This window comes from Rhizobium sp. N621, assembly GCF_001664325.1.
Taxonomy (GTDB): domain Bacteria; phylum Pseudomonadota; class Alphaproteobacteria; order Rhizobiales; family Rhizobiaceae; genus Rhizobium; species Rhizobium esperanzae.
This window is the reverse complement of sequence record NZ_CP013495.1, coordinates 223,918-241,306: the sequence shown is the minus strand read 5'-3', so window position 1 is coordinate 241,306 and position 17,389 is coordinate 223,918. Positions and strand designations below refer to the sequence as shown.

20 protein-coding genes, 1 tRNA gene and 1 pseudogene are annotated in these 17,389 nt (G+C 60.9%); 9 read left to right on the top strand and 13 right to left on the bottom strand.

Annotation, left to right across the window (positions count from 1 at the left end; all coding sequences use genetic code 11):
• Positions 1–5: 5 nt before the first annotated feature.
• The 3 genes from cpaB to AMK00_RS01165 all read right to left on the bottom strand — a co-directional run bounded on the left by cpaB (position 6) and on the right by AMK00_RS01165 (position 1,753).
• On the bottom strand, positions 6–821 hold the full coding sequence (gene cpaB / locus AMK00_RS01175) for a Flp pilus assembly protein CpaB (protein ID WP_064809271.1): 816 nt from the start codon (positions 819–821) through the stop codon (positions 6–8).
• 109 nt (positions 822–930) lie between these two features.
• Positions 931–1,443 (bottom strand): A24 family peptidase, encoded by a 513-nt coding sequence (locus AMK00_RS01170; protein ID WP_064809270.1) that lies wholly within the window; start codon positions 1,441–1,443, stop codon positions 931–933.
• Positions 1,444–1,567: 124 nt separating this feature from the next.
• Positions 1,568–1,753, bottom strand: coding sequence for a Flp family type IVb pilin (locus AMK00_RS01165; protein ID WP_064800290.1), 186 nt, complete (start codon positions 1,751–1,753; stop codon positions 1,568–1,570).
• A 379-nt stretch (positions 1,754–2,132) separates the two neighbouring features.
• Between AMK00_RS01165 and AMK00_RS01160 the strand changes: the two genes are divergently transcribed.
• The 7 genes from AMK00_RS01160 to AMK00_RS01130 all read left to right on the top strand — a co-directional run bounded on the left by AMK00_RS01160 (position 2,133) and on the right by AMK00_RS01130 (position 7,620).
• A complete protein-coding gene (locus tag AMK00_RS01160) occupies positions 2,133–2,543 on the top strand; it encodes a pilus assembly protein N-terminal domain-containing protein (RefSeq protein ID WP_064809269.1) in 411 nt (136 codons plus the stop codon).
• Between the two features lie 113 nt (positions 2,544–2,656).
• Positions 2,657–3,292 carry a TadE/TadG family type IV pilus assembly protein gene (locus AMK00_RS01155; protein ID WP_064800289.1) on the top strand — a complete coding sequence of 212 codons (636 nt, stop codon included), beginning with the start codon at positions 2,657–2,659 and terminating at the stop codon, positions 3,290–3,292.
• Positions 3,292–3,873 (top strand): TadE/TadG family type IV pilus assembly protein, encoded by a 582-nt coding sequence (locus AMK00_RS01150; RefSeq protein WP_064800288.1) that lies wholly within the window; start codon positions 3,292–3,294, stop codon positions 3,871–3,873. The genes AMK00_RS01155 and AMK00_RS01150 overlap by 1 nt, the downstream gene beginning before the upstream one ends.
• 103 nt (positions 3,874–3,976) lie before the next feature.
• Complete coding sequence (locus AMK00_RS01145) at positions 3,977–5,197, top strand: phosphopentomutase (RefSeq protein ID WP_064800287.1); 1,221 nt, start codon at positions 3,977–3,979, stop codon at positions 5,195–5,197.
• The gene (locus tag AMK00_RS01140) at positions 5,194–6,162 is read left to right on the top strand and encodes an adenosine deaminase (RefSeq protein WP_064800286.1); all 969 of its coding nucleotides are present in this window, start codon (positions 5,194–5,196) and stop codon (positions 6,160–6,162) included. Before AMK00_RS01145 ends, AMK00_RS01140 begins: the two co-directional genes overlap by 4 nt.
• Positions 6,163–6,293: 131 nt before the next feature.
• The gene (upp, locus tag AMK00_RS01135) at positions 6,294–6,923 is read left to right on the top strand and encodes a uracil phosphoribosyltransferase (RefSeq protein WP_020920114.1); all 630 of its coding nucleotides are present in this window, start codon (positions 6,294–6,296) and stop codon (positions 6,921–6,923) included.
• Positions 6,924–7,050: 127 nt separating this feature from the next.
• A complete protein-coding gene (locus AMK00_RS01130; RefSeq protein WP_064800285.1) occupies positions 7,051–7,620 on the top strand; it encodes a TIGR02281 family clan AA aspartic protease in 570 nt (189 codons plus the stop codon).
• 6 nt (positions 7,621–7,626) lie between these two features.
• On the opposite strand, the gene deoA is transcribed toward AMK00_RS01130, so the two are convergent.
• The 9 genes from deoA to AMK00_RS01085 all read right to left on the bottom strand — a co-directional run bounded on the left by deoA (position 7,627) and on the right by AMK00_RS01085 (position 16,216).
• Entirely contained in the window at positions 7,627–8,934 is a 1,308-nt protein-coding gene (gene deoA, locus AMK00_RS01125) for a thymidine phosphorylase (protein ID WP_064800284.1), read from the bottom strand.
• 1 nt (position 8,935) lies between these two features.
• Positions 8,936–9,712 (bottom strand): deoxyribose-phosphate aldolase, encoded by a 777-nt coding sequence (gene deoC, locus AMK00_RS01120; RefSeq protein ID WP_064800283.1) that lies wholly within the window; start codon positions 9,710–9,712, stop codon positions 8,936–8,938.
• Positions 9,709–10,515 (bottom strand): purine-nucleoside phosphorylase, encoded by an 807-nt coding sequence (locus tag AMK00_RS01115; RefSeq protein WP_064809268.1) that lies wholly within the window; start codon positions 10,513–10,515, stop codon positions 9,709–9,711. The genes deoC and AMK00_RS01115 overlap by 4 nt, the downstream gene beginning before the upstream one ends.
• The gene (locus tag AMK00_RS01110; RefSeq protein WP_064800281.1) at positions 10,512–10,901 is read right to left on the bottom strand and encodes a cytidine deaminase; all 390 of its coding nucleotides are present in this window, start codon (positions 10,899–10,901) and stop codon (positions 10,512–10,514) included. The genes AMK00_RS01115 and AMK00_RS01110 overlap by 4 nt, the downstream gene beginning before the upstream one ends.
• Before the next feature lie 2 nt (positions 10,902–10,903).
• Entirely contained in the window at positions 10,904–11,875 is a 972-nt protein-coding gene (locus tag AMK00_RS01105; protein WP_064809267.1) for an ABC transporter permease, read from the bottom strand.
• 10 nt (positions 11,876–11,885) lie between these two features.
• Positions 11,886–12,989, bottom strand: coding sequence for an ABC transporter permease (locus tag AMK00_RS01100; protein WP_064809266.1), 1,104 nt, complete (start codon positions 12,987–12,989; stop codon positions 11,886–11,888).
• Between the two features lie 7 nt (positions 12,990–12,996).
• The gene (locus tag AMK00_RS01095) at positions 12,997–14,508 is read right to left on the bottom strand and encodes an ABC transporter ATP-binding protein (RefSeq protein WP_064809265.1); all 1,512 of its coding nucleotides are present in this window, start codon (positions 14,506–14,508) and stop codon (positions 12,997–12,999) included.
• Positions 14,509–14,596: 88 nt separating this feature from the next.
• Positions 14,597–15,589, bottom strand: a complete 993-nt coding sequence (locus AMK00_RS01090) for a BMP family lipoprotein (RefSeq protein WP_064800277.1) — start codon at positions 15,587–15,589, stop codon at positions 14,597–14,599.
• Between the two features lie 309 nt (positions 15,590–15,898).
• A complete protein-coding gene (locus tag AMK00_RS01085; protein WP_064800276.1) occupies positions 15,899–16,216 on the bottom strand; it encodes a hypothetical protein in 318 nt (105 codons plus the stop codon).
• A gap of 227 nt (positions 16,217–16,443) precedes the next feature.
• Between AMK00_RS01085 and AMK00_RS01080 the strand changes: the two genes are divergently transcribed.
• Positions 16,444–16,533: transfer RNA gene (locus tag AMK00_RS01080), tRNA-Ser, on the top strand.
• A gap of 33 nt (positions 16,534–16,566) precedes the next feature.
• Here the strand turns inward: AMK00_RS01080 and AMK00_RS01075 are convergent.
• Positions 16,567–16,772 (bottom strand): annotated as a pseudogene (locus AMK00_RS01075) (type II toxin-antitoxin system RelE/ParE family toxin); the annotation flags it as partial.
• Positions 16,773–16,925: 153 nt separating this feature from the next.
• Here AMK00_RS01075 and AMK00_RS01070 point away from each other — a divergent pair.
• Positions 16,926–17,135, top strand: coding sequence for a KTSC domain-containing protein (locus AMK00_RS01070; protein WP_064681543.1), 210 nt, complete (start codon positions 16,926–16,928; stop codon positions 17,133–17,135).
• Positions 17,136–17,389 lie beyond the last annotated feature (254 nt).

Genomic DNA, 17,389 nt, shown 5'->3' with positions numbered 1-17,389 from the left:
TCCCTTTACTCCGCCTTCGGCGCTGCGCCGGCATCCGTCACGATGGAGCCCGACTTGATGACCTGAATGATCGCGCTGCCGTTGTCGCCGCTCAGCAGATAGTCCGCCGCACTGGTATCCTGCTCCTGCGCATCGGCGACGGAGCGCAGAGCGAGCGAAAGCCGGTCAGCCATCTGCTGGGCAACGGCGAGAACTTTCGTCTGGTCCGGGGTCAGCTCGAGCGTTGCGGTCGTGCCGACCACCGTCTTCGAGCCATCGTCCTTTTCCTGGATCTGCTGGTCGATGGCGAGAACGCGCACATTGCTCAGCACCGTCTCGGTGATGAGCTTGTTGGCCTCGGTACCCTTGCGGACCATGATGACATCGACGCGATCGTTCGGCAGGATGAAACCGCCGGCGCCCGTTGCCACAGATATCTCGGTCGCAACGGCGCGTTTGCCGGCCGGCAACAGCGAGGACAGGATGCGGCTGCTGGAATCGGCGACTTTTTCAGGCCGGATCGGCTCGCCTTCGAAAATCGGCAGACGCACGACGGCGCCCTGCAGATCCTTGATTGCATCCGGCTTGTCAGCCTCGGTGATGAAGCCCTGGACCACGCCGCCCTGCGGCCAGGCCATCCAATGCACCGTGTCGTCGCCCAGCCTTGCTCCGACCGGCAGATTTTTGCTCGAAACGAGGATGTTAACGGTGGGTTCTTTCTCGACAACCGACTGCACCCGCGTGACGACGCCACCACTGCCGCTCATGCGCATTGCCAGGAGCCCGGCGAGGCCGGCTGCCGCCACGGCGACAGCGAGAATTATAAGGCGGGCCGGTTTCATCGATCATTCCCCAGGGCACGATATGTTCGCCCTGCAGAATGCTCAGCAATTGGTGTAATTATGGTTAATGGAATGCTTACATTTTAAGTTAACGGGCATTTAAGATGCGTTATTTCAGGCTTTCCAGTGCAGCGATGAAGAGCGGCGAGGACGGGAAGGCCATGTAGCCACCGATCGCGATGGCGATGCCGTATGGGATCTTCTTGGCGAGCAGCAAAGAGTTCGGCACCGGCAGTCCGATCGCAAGGATGGTATTCGACTGTCCCCTCACCAGCAGGATGAGCAGGGTAAGGAGGCCGCCGATAATGGCAACATCGGTCATCAGGAAAAGCAGGGATTCGTTCAAGCCGAACCAGAGCGCGGTGGCGGTCAACAGTTTTGCGTCTCCGCCGCCCATCACATTAAAGGCAAAAAGAGCGAAGCATGCGGTAAAGACGATCGCGCCGGCGGCAAGATGCGTGCCGATCGCCTGCAGGCCGAGACCAAAAAACGGCGCCAGTGCGAGAAAAGAGACAACAAGGATCAGGGAAATACGGTTCGGGATCGTCATGGTGAACAGATCCGAGAAGGCCGCCATGGCGAGGCAGAGTGGCAGTATGACAAAGACTGCAGCTGCGATCATGCGTATACCCGATCATAGCAAGATGCGAAAAGGCTCACGGCCGTTCAGCGCGTGAGCCCGCTCGATGGACCAGCCAGATCAGATCCGGCCAGAATCAGGAAAGTGCCGCCTCGCGGCACCTCGATTAGTTCGCCTTCGAAGTGGCGTCGTCCATCTTGGTGCTCAGACCGTTGAACGTGTTGCCGATCTTCTCGCCGAGGGTCGTGGCGCCGGCGATGAGCGCTACGGAAATGAGGGCTGCGATCAGGCCGTATTCGATTGCGGTCGCGCCGGATTCGTCCTTCAGAAAACGGCTAAAAAGCTTGGTCATGGGTACTCCTAACTCCAGTTGATGTTCAGCACGTCCGCCAACTGTTGCCGTTGATCGGATGAACCGCAATCTAATGAATGGGCGTTTCCATCGGCTTAAGAAAAAGAGTTAACCGCATGTGAAAGCCGCCGGAGGCTCCTGCAGGGTAAGCTTTACCTTATTCATTTCGCTCAATATTTAATGATATTCAGAGGTTAACAACGGGATTCATCCGGAAACAGCACAGGCACCGCATCCAGCCGCAACACACCCCGGCCGAAGCCAGTGCCAAATCAGATCATCCTGCTTCACCGCGAAACAGCATGGCGAGATTAAGGCTTCATTCACCATTTTTTTCCATTCTATCGCCTATTGCGCTGTGATCGTGAAAGAGGACCAGATGTCATCGAGCGGCAAAACCATTTTCTTTGCCGGCATGATCGCCGTTTCCGGTATTTCGGGAGTTTCCTCGGCCGCAGACGATGACATGCTGCGCGTCTATATGGATCACGCGCGCGTCTTGAAGCTCGACCGCCCCGTCAGCAAGGTCATCGTCGGCAACGCCCAGGTCGCCGACGCGACCGTAGCCGATGCCAAGACGATCGTGCTGACAGGCCGCAGCTTCGGCACCACCAATCTGGTTCTTCTGGATGCCGACGGCAATGCGATCCTCGACGAGCGCATCCTTGTGTCGATAGACGAGGGCAACACGGTGCGCGTCTACCGGCAGACCGAGCGCTCCGTGCTGTCCTGCACGCCCAATTGCGAGCAGCATGCGCAGCAAGCGGCCGCCGGCACCACGTCGCCCTGATCGGCCCGGTTCGGATCTTCTGCCATTCGTTAAAATCGTCGTATCGGCCTGAAACGGAAAATCAACGAACGGACCCTAGTGTGGCAGGCAGAGATGTCGCTCGGGTCCAGGCAATGACGGTAGTTGATCAGAAGACGGATAGAAAGCGCGCCTTTGCGCCGAACCGTTTCTCCCAGTTTCGCGCTGTCGCCCGCTCGCGCGACGGCGCAGCGGCAATCGAATTTGCCTTGCTTGCCATTCCGTACTTCCTGGTGATCTTCGCGATCCTCGAAACCTTCATCGCCTTCGCCGCCGAAGAACTCGTCTCCAACGCCGTCGATACGATGAGCCGCCGGATGCGGACCGGGCAGATCACCTACAATCTCGGCCGTACGACCGATATGAGCCGGACGCAATTCCGCCAGGCGTTCTGCAACGAGATCTCGATCCTGATCAGCTGCTCGACCAGCGAAGCCGCCACGCCGAGCAAGCTTTACGTGGATGTGCAGACGTTCGGCTCCTTCTCGGCGATTCCGACGACGATCCCCAAGGTTTCCAGTGACCGATATGCCGACATCAATACCGCCGCCTTCAAATATACGCCTGGCGGTGCCGGCACGATCAACATGCTGCGCGCCTACTATCGATGGGAAATCATCACGGATCTGGTCCGGCCCTATATCACGACGATCCGTCCGTCGGACGGTTCGATGCCGACGCAATATCTGATTATCGCCACCTCCGCCTTCCAGAACGAGCAGTATCCATAATGGCGATGCGCAACCCGTTCACCAGACTGGTACAGCAGGCGCGTCGGCTGGCGCGAGAGCGCGAGGGCGCCGGAGCGATCGAATTCGCGATCCTCTTTCCCGTGCTCGTCATGCTCTATATCGGCGCTTTCGAGATTACGATCGGCCTCAGCGTCAGCAAGCGCGCGACACGCGCCGCTGGTTCGATCGCCGACCTCGTCACCCAGCAGCAATCCGTTACGAAGAGCGCACTCGCGCAGATGCCGTCGGTCGCAACGGCGATGTTCGTGCCCTACAATTCAACATCGCTGACGCTGAAAATCACCGGAATTTCAATCGACGCCGGCGCCAATGCGAAAGTACTCTGGTCCTGGGCGCAGGACGGAACGACGCCCTATGCGAAGAATGTGACGGTGAGCGACGTGCCGGCCGATATGAAGACGGCAAACAGCTTCCTCGTTCGGACCGAACTCAGCATCCCTTATACGATGTTTCTGTTCGCTCCGAACTTCATGCCGGATGGGATGCGCACGATTACCATCCGGCGCAGTTACTTCTACCGCCAGCGGCAAGGCGACTCGATCTCCTGCGGCGACTGCTGACCCCTTCCCCGTCTCGAATTTGCCAAGCCAGGCGCGGCACTATATGCGTGGGCTTCAGCCTCCGACGGTCCGGAGGCCGGCGATCGGTCCTTTCGGGGGTAAAATGGCGCGCGCCTTTCTTTTCGTTCTCGATTCCTTCGGCGTCGGCGGGGCGCCGGATGCGGCAGCCTATGGCGACGAGGGCGCCGACACGCTTGGCCATATCGCCGAATTCTGCGCGGCCGGTGCCGGAGACCGCGCTGGGCTGCGCAGCGGGACGCTTTCCCTGCCCAACATGTCGGAACTCGGGCTTCTGCACATCGCCCGCGCCGCCTCCGGCCAATTTCCGGCCGGCATGCCCCTGCCGGAAAAGGTCTACGGCATTTATGGCGCGGCCAGCGAAATCTCTCGCGGCAAGGACACGCCATCGGGCCATTGGGAGATCGCGGGGACACCTGTCAATTTCGATTGGGGTTATTTCCCGACGGAGGGCGACGCCTTCCCGCTGGAACTGATAGAAGCGTTGTGCCGAGCCGGCGATGTGCCCGGCATTCTCGGCAACTGCCATGCTTCGGGAACTGAGATCATCGCCCGTCTCGGTGAGGAGCATATCCGCACCGGTAAACCGATCTGCTATACCTCTTCGGATTCCGTCTTCCAGGTCGCCGCGCACGAAGCGCATTTCGGCCTCGATCGGCTGCTCGCCTTCTGCCGTATCGCCCGCGGGCTGCTCGATCCCTACAATATTGGCCGCGTCATCGCCCGGCCCTTCATCGGCCAGTCGGCGTCCACCTTCCAGCGCACCGGCAACCGGCGCGACTTTTCGGTGCTGCCGCCGGAACCGACATTGCTCGACAGGCTCCTTCAGCACGGCCGGCACGTGCATGCGGTCGGAAAGATCGGCGATATCTTCGCCCATCAGGGAATTTCGCGCGTCATCAAAGCGACAGGCAACGAGGCGCTGATGGATGCGTCGCTGTCAGCGATCGACGCGGCGAACGACGGCGATCTCGTCTTCACCAATTTCGTCGATTTCGACATGAACTACGGCCATCGCCGTGATGTGCCGGGCTATGCCGCAGCCCTCGAAGCCTTCGACGCGCGCCTGCCCGAAGTCCACAAGAAGCTGAAACCCGGCGACCTCGTCGTGCTCACCGCCGATCATGGCTGTGATCCGACCTGGCGCGGCACGGACCATACGCGCGAGCGCGTGCCGATTATCGCCTTCGGCCCCGGCATCCGGTCGCGTTCGATCGGGGTGCGCCGCACCTATGCAGATATCGGCGAAAGCATTGCACGGCATCTCGGCATTCCGGCCGGGCCGCACGGAAGGAGTTTTCTGTGACATCGCATTTGAAGAAGGTCGAGCTGCACTGCCATCTGGAGGGTGCGGCACCGCCAGCCTTGACCGAGGCGCAGGCGCGCAAATACGGCATCGACATCAGCGGGCAGCTTCGCGACGGCGCCTATGTCTGGCATGATTTCGCAAGTTTCCTCGAATGTTACGACAAGGTTTCGGAAGTCTACAAGACCGAGGAGGACTATGCGCTTCTGACCGAAACCTATCTCGATGAACTCGCCGCCATCAACACGATCTACAGCGAACTCATCGTGTCGCCCGACCATGGCAAGCGCATCGGGCTCGGCGCAGATGCGTATATATCCGGCGTCTGTGAAGGCATCCGGCGGGCCAAGGCCAAAAGCGGCATCGAGGCCCGCCTGATCGTCACCGGCGAACGGCATTTCGGTCCGGAGAGCGTGATCGGTGCGGCCGAATATGCGGCAAAGGCCGGCAATCCCTTGATCACCGGCTTCAACCTGGCCGGTGAAGAGCGCATGGGCCGTGTCGCCGATTATATCAGAGCCTTCGATATTGCCCGCGATGCCGGCCTCGGGCTTACCATCCATGCCGGCGAGGTCTGCGGCGCCTTCAGCGTCGCCGATGCGCTCGATGCGGTGCGCCCGGCGCGCATCGGCCATGGCGTGCGCGCCATCGAGGATCTCGACCTGGTGAAGCGGCTTGCCGATCTCGGCACCGTGCTCGAGGTCTGTCCCGGCTCCAATATCGCTCTTCGGGTCTTTCCCGATTTCGCTTCGCATCCGCTGCGCCGGCTGAAGGAAGCGGGGGTGCCGGTGACGATCAGCTCGGATGATCCGCCTTTCTTCCACACGTCGCTCGAGCGGGAGTATGCGCTCGCCGCTGAAGCTTTCGGCTTCAGCGATGCGGAGATCGACGCCATGACGCGCACCGCAATCGAAGCGGCCTTCGTCGACGAGGAGACGCGGAAGACGCTGCTCGCCCGCGTTTGAGGGTGAGAGCCCTTCCTGACCGGGAAAGGCTCCGGAGGTTGGGGAAGATCGGCGCAAATTCGGCTGCACTCTTGCGGTCGGGCCAATTTCCGTGAAAGAAACATTCGATAGAAAGAATGAAAGGCTTCCCCATGGACGGCGTCACGGTCATCGATCACCCGCTTGTGCAGCACAAGCTCACCATCATGCGACGCAAGGAGACATCGACGGGAAGTTTCCGGCGCCTGCTGCGCGAAATCTCCACGCTGCTCTGTTACGAGGTCACCCGCGATCTCGAATTGACCATGGCAACGATCGAGACGCCGCTGCAGACGATGGACTCGCCGATCCTGGAAGGCAAGAAGCTGGTCTTCGCCTCGATCCTGCGCGCCGGCAACGGGCTGCTCGAAGGCATGCTCGATCTCGTGCCTTCCGCCCGCGTCTCGCATATCGGCGTCTATCGCGATCACGAGACGCTGCAGCCGGTCGAGTATTACTTCAAGGCACCGGAAGACGTGGCCGAGCGCCTGATCATCGTCGTCGACCCAATGCTGGCGACTGGCAATTCCTCGATTGCTGCGATCGACAAGCTCAAGGAACGCGGCGCCCACAATATCCGCTTCCTCTGCCTGCTCGCCGCCCCGGAAGGCATCCGCAACTTCCGCGCGGCGCATCCGGATGTTCCGGTCTTCACCGCGGCGATCGACAGCCATCTCAACGAGAAGGGCTACATTATGCCGGGCCTCGGCGATGCCGGCGACCGCATGTACGGAACCAAATAATTTCAGCCTTCCTTTACCAAATCGCAAGACTTTGTGGCCCGGACGGTTCGCTCCGGGCCTTTTTATTATCGATATTAGCAAGTTATCAGGATTTGAGGGTTAGCAAGCTGGAAGCATGAGGCCTCGCATGAAGCGGGGTTTATACAGGAAGGATTTCTGTTTCATGCTCGCGCGTACCGTCATTTTCGCCAGCATCGCCGCGGTGCTGGCCACACAGGTACCTTCCTTCGTTGGAAGTGTCAGCCAGCAACCTGCCGACGGTCTCTCCGCCAATTTCGTATCGGCCGACGCCGGCCAACCCGCTGCACCGGCGCCCGCTTCCGGCACTGGTACGATCCGCCTGCAGGCGGATGCGCAGGGGCACTATACCGGCAGCTTCAAGATCAACGGCAAGCCGGTGCCAGGGCTGATCGATACCGGCGCCACCTATGTCGCCCTCAACGAGACACTCGCGCGCCGGCTCGGCTACACCGCAAATCAGCTCGACTTCCGCTATGGTGTGAACACGGCGAACGGCCAGACGAAGGCCGCGCACGTGATCCTCGATCGCGTCGAAATCGGCGGCATCCGCGTCCGGAATGTCGAGGCCTTCGTGCTCAGGGACGACGCGCTGACGACCACGCTGGTCGGCATGAGCTTCCTGCAGAAACTCGCCTCTTATTCCGTCGCCGACGGCTCGCTCAGCCTCAAACAGTAAACCGCATCAGACCCGGCCTGCAATGACGGAGGCCAATTCCGGCTTCTCGTCAGCAATGCGATAATGCACGGCAAGGGCCGCAGCTGCTTTTTCCGCCGCGGCTTCGTCAGCAGCGTGGACGACAGCGATCGGATCGCCCGCATTGACCCGGGTGCCAAGCGGCAGGAGACCGGAGAAACCGACGCGGTGATCGATCCGATCTGCCGGATGATGGCGGCCGCCGCCGAGATCGATGACGCTGATGCCGATACCCCGCGCGTCGCAGGCGGCAAGCCAGCCGGATCGGGCGGCCGGGACTTCTTTTTCGACCGGCGCCCTGGCCAGGTATCTCTCCGGATTTTCGACGAGATCGGCCGGTCCGCCGAGCATGGATATCATACGCCCGAAGGTTTCGGCCGCCTGTCCCGATGACAGCGCTCGGCGCGCCATCGCATCGGCTTCTTCAGCGGAAGCGGCAATGCCCGATTTCACCAGCATCTCGGCGGCAAAGGCAAAAACCACGGTCTCGAGCCGCGTGCCGGTCTTCCTGCCCGCCAGGAAGTCCAGGCAGTTGCGCATCTCGACGGCATTGCCGGCGCAATCGGCGAGCGGCTCATTCATGTCGGTGATCAAGGCGGATGTCTGCACGCCCGCGCCGTTGGCCACTTCGACCAGGGAATGCGCCAGCATCTTCGCCTGACGGCGGTCGGCCATGAAGGCGCCGTTGCCGAGCTTGACGTCGAGCACCAGCGTCTCGAGCCCGGCCGCGAGCTTCTTCGACAGGATGGAGGCAGTGATGAGCGGAATGGAATCGACGGTGGCAGTGACGTCGCGCACGGCATAAAGCCTGCCGTCGGCGGGCGCCAAGCTTCCGGTCTGGCCGATGATGGCGCATCCCGCCTCCTTCACCACCTTGCCGAAGAGCTCCGCATCGGGGGTGATCCTATAGCCCGGAATGGATTCGAGCTTGTCGAGCGTGCCGCCGGTATGGCCGAGGCCGCGCCCCGAGATCATCGGGACGGCGAGGCCGCAGGCAGCGGCGATCGGCGCCAGCATCAGCGAGACATTATCGCCGACGCCGCCGGTCGAATGTTTGTCGGCGATCGGACGGTCGATGCCAGCCCATTGCAGCCTGTCGCCGGAATTGGCCATTGCCAGCGTCAGGGCCACGATTTCCTCGCCTGACATGCCTTTGAACCAGACGGCCATGGCGAAGGCGCCGATCTGGCCTTCGGACAGCTGCCCGGCGGCCAGCGCTGCGATGAAGGAGCTGATATCGGCGGCGTCGAGTTCCTCGCCATCGCGTTTACGCCGGATGATCTCCTGCGGAATCATCTCAATAGCTCGACGCCGCAGCCGGTGCCGGCTGCGCTCCGCTCAGAACCGCCAGTATGTCGTCGAGCAGGCCGGAAGCGCCGAAGCGGAAGGTCGAAGGCATGGCCCAGTCCGGCGCCATGATGGTTTCGGCAAGGCTGAGATAGAGCGCCGCATCGGTCACCGAGCCGATGCCGCCAGCCGGCTTGAAGCCGACCTTGCGCCCGCTTTCACGAATGGCCCGGATCATGATGTCGGCGGCTTCGAGCGTCGCGTTGACGGCGACCTTGCCCGTCGAGGTCTTGATGAAATCGGCGCCGGCATCGATCGCAAGTTCGGAGGCACGGCGGATCAAGACGGCATCCTTCAACTCGCCGGTCTCGATGATCACCTTCAGCAGGACGGGGCCGGCGCATTCGGCGCGCACCGCCTTGACCATGTCGGTCACCGCCTTCTCGTTGCCTGATATGAGCTTGCGGTAGGGAATGACCAGATCGATCTCATCGGCGCCGTCGGCAATCGCCTCACGGGTTTCGGCGGCGACATCGGCCACTTCCATATCGCCCGCCGGGAAATTGACGACCGTTGCGATCCGCACGGGATGGCCGGCGCCGAGGATATTGCGGGCATAGGCGACGAAACGCGGCCAGATGCAGATCGCGGCGCTGTTGCCGTAGGGTGTCTGCGCGCGGACGCAGAGCGTGTCGATCTGCGCCTCGGTGCAGTCGTCCTTCAGATTGGTGAGGTCGAGAAGGGAAAGGGCGACCGCCGCCGTTTCCCGGATGGAATGGCTATTCATTTTTCGCTTCCTTCGGCCGCAATCATCTCTCTCAATATGTCGGCAAGACGGGCGCCGCCGACGGGCGCCATGTCCTTGGTTTCTTCATGGCTGAGCTCATTGCCGGTCATGCCTGCTCCATAGTTGGTGATAACGGAAGCGGCCGCAACCCTCAGACCCAGCATTCTTGCGATGATCACTTCGGGCACTGTCGACATGCCGACGGCATCGGCGCCGAGAATGCGCGCCATGCGGATTTCGGCCGGCGTTTCGAAGCTCGGACCGGAAAACCACATATAGACGCCCTGCCCCAGCTCGATCTTGAGCTTTGCCGCCGCCTTCCGCATCGCCGCGGCAAGACCGGCATCATAGGCATTGGTCATGCCGACGAAGCGATGGTCGCTTTCCTCGCCGATCAGCGGGTTCATGCCGGAATAGTTGATGTGATCGGTGATCTGCATCACCGAGCCGGGCGGCATGTCGTCGCGCAGCGATCCGGCCGAATTGGTCAGGATCAGCGCCTCGACGCCGAGCGCCTTCAGCACCTCGATCGGCAGGCGCATGGCGCTGGCATCGCCCTTCTCATAATAATGCACGCGGCCGGAAAGCATGATGACCGGCTTTCCACCGAGGCGGCCGGCGACGACTTCGCCGGCGTGGCCGGAGACGGCGCTGACGGGAAAGTCCGGCAGGTCGCGATAGGGAATACGGATGGCGCCTTCCAGCTGGCCAACCAGGGAGCCGAGACCGGAGCCGAGCACGATTCCGTAGCGCGGCTTGATGGCGCCGAGCAATGCGGCGAGCAGGTCGACCGTCGCCCTCATCCGAGTTCCGTCTCGAAGCTGAAGGGAAGAAGCTCTTCCATCGTCATGGTCTTCTTCACGCCCGCCTCATCGCAGAGATAGATCTTCGTGTCCTTGGCGGCGAATTCGGAGATCTTCTGGCGGCAGCCGCCGCAGGGCGGGCAGAGCGGCAGCTTCTCGGCGATCACGGCCATTTCGACGATCTTCCTGGCGCCGCCCATGATCATGGCGCTGATCGCCGTCGGCTCGGCGCACCACCCCTGCGGGAAGGAGAGGTTTTCGATGTTGGCGCCGGTATAGACCTTGCCGTCCTCGGCGCGGATCGCCGCGCCGACCGGGAATTTCGAATAGGGCGCATGCGCAAAAGCCATGGCGCCGCGGGCGGCTTCGAACAGGTCGTGGGACATGATCAACGTTCCTTCGTATAGGGCACGCCGCCGGCCTTCGGCGGGATTGCGACGCCGATGAAGCCGGCAAGCAGAATGCAGGTCAGGATATAGGGCAGCGCCTGGAACACCTGGACCGGCACTTCACCGACCAGCGGCACCTGCTTGCCCTGCATGAAGTTCGCCAAAGCATCGAGGAAGCCGAAGAGCAGGCAGGCGAACATCACCGGTACCGGCTTCCACTTGGCGAAGACCAGCGCCGCCAGCGCGATATAGCCCTTGCCGGCCGACATGTCCTTGATGAAGGCGGCGGACTGGGCGATCGCGAGGTACGTGCCGGAAAAGCCGCAGAGGATACCGGCGCACATGACGGCGCGGTAGCGCAGCCAGGCAACCGAAATGCCTGCCGTATCGACCGCGCCCGGATTTTCGCCGACGGCGCGCAGCCTGAGGCCGAAGCGTGTGCGGTAAAGCACCCACCAGGAGAAGGGCACGGCGAGGAAGGCGAGGTAGGTGAGGATGTTGTTGCCCGAGATGACATTGGCATAGAGCGGGCCGAGGATCGGCACACTATGGATGGCATCTGCGCCCGGCAGGATGATCGGCGCGAAGCGCGCTTCCGGCGAAAGCTGCGGCGTGCGCCCGCCCTGGCCGAACCAGGCCTGGCCGAGCACGATGGTGATGCCGGCGATGAAGAAGTTGATCGCGACGCCCGAGACGATCTGGTTGCCGCGATTGGTGATCGAGGCAAAGCCATGCACCAGACTGAGGGCCACCGAGCAGACAATGCCGGCGCCGAGTCCGAGCCAGGCCGAATCGGTGAGATAGGCGATGCAGGCGGCGGCGAAGGCCGAGCCCAGCATCTTGCCCTCGAGGCCGATATCGAAGATGCCGGCGCGTTCCGAAAACAGACCGGCGAGTGCAGTGAAGATCAGCGGGATCGACAGGCGGATCGTGGAGGCGAGAATGCTGACGAAAATGTCATAATAATCCATCGCGCGCTCCTCAGGCTCGCTTGAACTGTTGATGGAGACGCACTATCGCCGGTCGGAACATGTATTCCAGTGCACCGGCGAACAGGATCACCAGACCCTGGATGACCAGGATCATTTCGCGGGTGATGTTCGGCATTTCGAAAGAGATCCAGTCGCCGCCCTGATAAAGGATACCGAAGAGGATCGCCGCGAAGATGATGCCGAGCGGATGATTGCGGCCCATCAGCGAGACGGCGATACCGACAAAGCCGGCGCCGCTGACGAACCCCACCTGCAGGCGTGCAGACGCGCCCATGACAGGATTGAGCGCCATCATGCCAGCCAGCGCACCGGAAAGCATCATCGCTATCATCACGATCCGTACATAGGGAATACCGGCATAGGAAGCGGCGGTGGGGCTGACGCCGAGCGTGCGCATCTCAAAGCCGAGCTTCGTGCGCCAGATAAGAAGCCAGACGATATAGCACATAACCAGCGCGATGATGAAAGAGACGTTCAACGGGGCAGCGCCGAGCTTTGTCCCGAATATCTCCATCAACCAAGTCAGCTTCGGCAACTGCCCACCCTCAAGGAAAGTCCGTGTTTCGGGCGCCATTTTGCCCGGCACGATCAATACGTGCACCAGCAGGTAATTCATCAGCGAGGCGATGATATAGTTGAACATGATCGTCGTGATGACGATATGGCTGCCCCGCTTCGCCTGAAGCCATGCTGGAATGAAGGCAGCAATCGCGCCGAAGAGCGCGGCGCCGACTACCGCAATCGGCATCGTCACATACCATGGCACGTAATTGTCGAGCGAAAGCGCCACCAGCGCACAGCCGAGACCACCGACATAGGCCTGGCCTTCAGAGCCGATGTTGAAGAGGCCTGCATGGATGGCAACTGCCACGGAGAGGCCGGTGAAGATGAAACTCGTCGCATAGAACAGTGTGAAGCCGATGAATTCGCCATTGCCGAGCGCGCCTTCGAGCAGCAGCGACAGTGCACCGAGCGGGCTCTCGCCGATCAGCCAGACAACGAAGCCGGAGATCAGGAAGGCGACTATGAGGTTCAAAAGCGGGATCAGGCCATAGTTGATCCAGTTTGGCAGTGGAACGGAAGCAGTGCTCATTAGGGCCTCACGCGGCAATGCCGGCCATCATCAGGCCGAGGGTCTGTTCACCGGCATCGGGCGTCTTCTCGCCGACCACATGGCCGGCAAACATGACAAGGATACGGTCTGAAAGGGCGCGGATTTCATCGAGTTCGACGGAGACGAGCAGGATCGCCTTGCCCGCATCGCGCATTTCGATGATCCGGCGGTGAATGAATTCGATGGCGCCGATATCGACGCCGCGCGTCGGCTGGCCGATGATCAGCATCTTCGGATCGCGTTCGATCTCGCGGGCGACGACGATCTTCTGCTGATTGCCGCCGGAAAAATTCGCCGTCTTCAGCCGCGGGTTCGGCGGGCGGATGTCGTATTTTTCGATCTTCTCCATCGCATCCTTGCGGATCGCTTCGAGATCGAGCAGCGGGCCTTTGCTGTAGTCCGGACGGCGGTGATAGCCGAGGACGGAGTTTTCATATTCCTCGAACTTCAGCACCAGCCCCATATGGTGCCGGTCCTCGGGAATATGGGCGAGGCCGAGATCGCGCAGGCGGGCGGGGTCGGCCTTGTCGATCGTCTGGCCATCGAGAAGGATTTCGCCGGAGACAGGCTTGCGGATTCCGGCAATCGCCTCCAGCAATTCCGACTGGCCGTTGCCGGCAACACCGGCGATGCCGACGATCTCGCCGGCGCGCACGTCGAAGGAGACATTGTCGACCATGGTGACGCCGCGATTATCCTTGACTGTGAGGTTGCGGACGGAAAGCACGGCAGAACCTGGATTGGCTTCGCCCTTCTGCACACGCAGCAGCACGCGGCGGCCGACCATCAGTTCGGCGAGTTCTTCCACCGTCGTTTCCGCCGTCTTGCGGGTGGCGACCATCTCGCCGCGACGCATGACCGAGACCGTATCGGTGATCGCCATGATCTCGCGCAGCTTGTGGGTGATGAGAATGATCGTCTTGCCCTGGTCGCGCAGCACCTTGAGGATGCGGAAGAGGTGGTCGGCTTCAGCCGGCGTCAGCACGCCTGTGGGTTCGTCGAGGATCAGGATCTCGGCGCCACGATACATGGCTTTCAAGATTTCGACGCGCTGCTGCAGGCCGACCGGCAGCTCTTCGATCAGTGCGTCCGGATCGACCTCGAGGCCGTATTCGGTTTCCAGCCGCTTGAGCTCGGCGCGGGCCGATGCGACGCCTCTCGCCAGCAGCGAGCCGCCTTCGGCGCCGAGCATGACGTTCTCGAGCACCGTGAAATTGTCGACCAGCATGAAATGCTGGTGCACCATGCCGATGCCGGCGGCGATCGCCGCCTGGCTGTCACGGATGGTGACCGGATTGCCGTTGACGCGGATCTCGCCGCTGTCGGCGTGGTAGAAACCATAGATGATCGACATCAGCGTCGATTTGCCGGCGCCGTTTTCACCGATGATGCCGTGGATCGTCCCCTTGGCAACGGTGAGGTTGATGTCCTTGTTGGCGTGGACGGCACCGAATTTCTTATCGATGCCGACAAGCTCGATAGCGGGCTTATCTGTCACTGCAGGCTCCAAATAAGAAAAGGGCGTATGGCGAAAATCCCCTCCGCCATACGCCCGATCTCAATCGTCGATTACATCAGGGCGCGGATCACTTCGGGCAAGCGTTGTCCGAGGTATAATCGTGAACTTTCACGGTTCCCGCAATGATGTCAGCCTTGGCCTTGTCGACGGCCGCCTGCATTTCCGGCGTGATCAGCGACTTGTTGTTGTCGTCGATCGCCGCGCCAACACCATCTTCCTTGACCCCGAGCGCCTGGACGCCGCCGGTGAACTTGTCGTTCTTGGTGTCGGTGTAGGCGTTGTAGACGGCGAGGTCGACGCGCTTGACCATCGAGGTCAGCACCGAGCCCGGATGCAGATGGTTCTGGTTGGAGTCGACGCCGATCGAGAGCTTCTTGTTGTCGGCCGCAGTCTGCAGCACGCCGAGGCCGGTGGCGCCGGCCGCCGCGTAAATGACATCCGCGCCCTGGTCGATCTGGTTCTTGGTGAGCTCACCGCCACGAACCGGGTCATTCCAGGCAGCGCCCGTCGTGCCGGTCATGTTCTGGAAAACCTGGATATCGGCCTTGGCGGCGCGAGCGCCCTGCTCATAGCCGCATTCGAATTTGCGGATCAGCGGAATGTCCATGCCGCCGACGAAGCCGACCTTGCCGGTCTTGGAGGCCATGCCGGCGAGAATGCCGACGAGATAGGAGCCTTCTTCTTCCTTGTAGACGACCGAGCGGACGTTCGGCTTGTCGACGACGGAGTCGACGATGATGAATTTGGTATCGGGGAATTCGGCTGCGACCTTCTCAATGGCCGAAGTCCAGGCGAAGGAAACGGCGACCACGGGGTTGAAGCCGCGGCTTGCGAAGTTGCGGATGGCCTGTTCGCCCTGGGTGTCGCCGGTCGGCTCGAAGTCGCGATAGGCAATGCCGGTCTCGGCCTTGAACTTCTCGGCGCCGTTATAGGCCGCTTCGTTGAAAGACTTATCGAACTTCCCGCCGGTGCCGTAAACCAGCGCCGGCTTGACATCGGCGGCAAGCGCCGTCGTCGACATGGCAGCCACGGCAAGGAGAGTGAGAAGGGATTTTTTCATTGTGCAGCCCTGTTGTTGCTATTCGTTAGGGGTCCTCCCGCAAGCCCTTTTCGGACATGTCTGCGGAACCACCGACCTCCCCCCGGAGGCCTGGCTGCGCGCATCCTTGCATGGCTCACGGAAAAATTCACCAGAAATTTTTCAGGCGGTAAAGATTTGCAGCGATTGCTGAAAATCAGTTCTTCCCGGCTGTTTTTTGGACATTTCCCCACCAAGGCTGCGGTTTTTCTAGCCAATCCGCCGGCAGATGCCAAAGCCGCGGAGGGCCATATCAGCCTTCGCCGCATCGCACCGGCTCAAACCGATCGGCTATGCGATGAAGCGGCCTGACACTTGCGGTTTCTTGTAGCCGACCATCCAAAGAAGCAGCGCGATCACCAGAAAAACCGCAAAGGCCGGCTGCAGCATCAGCCACTGAAAGATGAAGGCATAGAAGCGCGGGTGGATATAGTAGGAAAGCGCGGATTGCAGCGACGTCAGCGTGTCAGGGCTCACATCCTGCCAGGCATCCGACATCGGCGTCATGATCACGGCGGAGGCGGCAACCGACTGGATCGAATCGATGGTCCCGGCAATAACGGCTGCCGCAAGCGCGACAAGACTCGCCAGACGCAACAGGAAACGCATCAATCCCTCCGACGCTTCGATATGCCGGATAATTCCGGCGAGCCCGCGCCATTCTCCACCTTGAGAATTACATAGTCATCGCTGAGGTGAAGCACAATGGGATGGGCCGAGCGGAGTTTTATCGGAAGAAGTCAAAAAACTGTTAGATTTGGGTTGATCGGCAAAAATTCATCGGTATATATCGCGCCGTTCCGACGATTTGCTCCTATCCGGGCGCGAACGCCAAAGGACAGGTGGCCGAGTGGTTTAAGGCGCACGCCTGGAACGCGTGTGTACGTGAAAGCGTACCGAGGGTTCGAATCCCTCCCTGTCCGCCATTTTCACATCTGGATCTTCCAAGAGATTGAATTTTAAGCCTGGGCGGCCCAATCTTCGTGTCCGTGGCGAATACGGACAATGAGAACATCCTCGCTCGCTGTAACCATATAGACGACCAGATGGGCCTTGAACGGATGAATGCGCATCGGAGGAGAAATTTCATGTCGTTCACGCGCCATACGGGGGTTGGCGCAATCAGATCGAAGATGGCGTAAAGTTCATCGTGATATTGGCACGCTCTTCCACAGTCTGCAAGGAAGCGAAGGCTCGATCTCATTAAACGAAGTGTAGCGCTGACCAGAAAGATTCCTGAATTTTTACCACGCTGCTTCACCGCGTCTTTGCACGTTTGGGTTTAGGTTCTGCCAAATCAAAAACAGAGGTAAAACAGGTGGAAGAACTTTCGGTGAAGTCGAAGATCATCAAATCCGTCTATTTCAGCCAGGAAGACGGGCGGCTCAGGATCTGCTTCAAGAACGGCGAGGAGCGTCTGTTCGAAGGCGTGCCCTCTTCGGAAGCCCATGCGATGACGGCGGCGCCGTCTCCCGGACATTATTACCTCGACCGGATCAGAACGCGGTTTCGCAGACTGGCCGCCTGAAACCCGCCGGTTCAGCTGGGGATTGCGCCGGATTGAGACGGGGCCGGTGGATAGTAACCACTGGTTAACTCTCGCCTTCATCACCGTTGGATCGGCCCGAGCGGAAAGCGGCAATTGTCAGCGCTGCCGCTTTCAGAGATTCGGTCAGCCGGGAGGCTCGGTGGCGGACCCCAGCCAGGAAGCCGGGCCTCCCCGTCACGCCCTATCCGTTTCGCCAGATCGATCCGAGGTCGGCTGCGATCGCCTTGAAATAG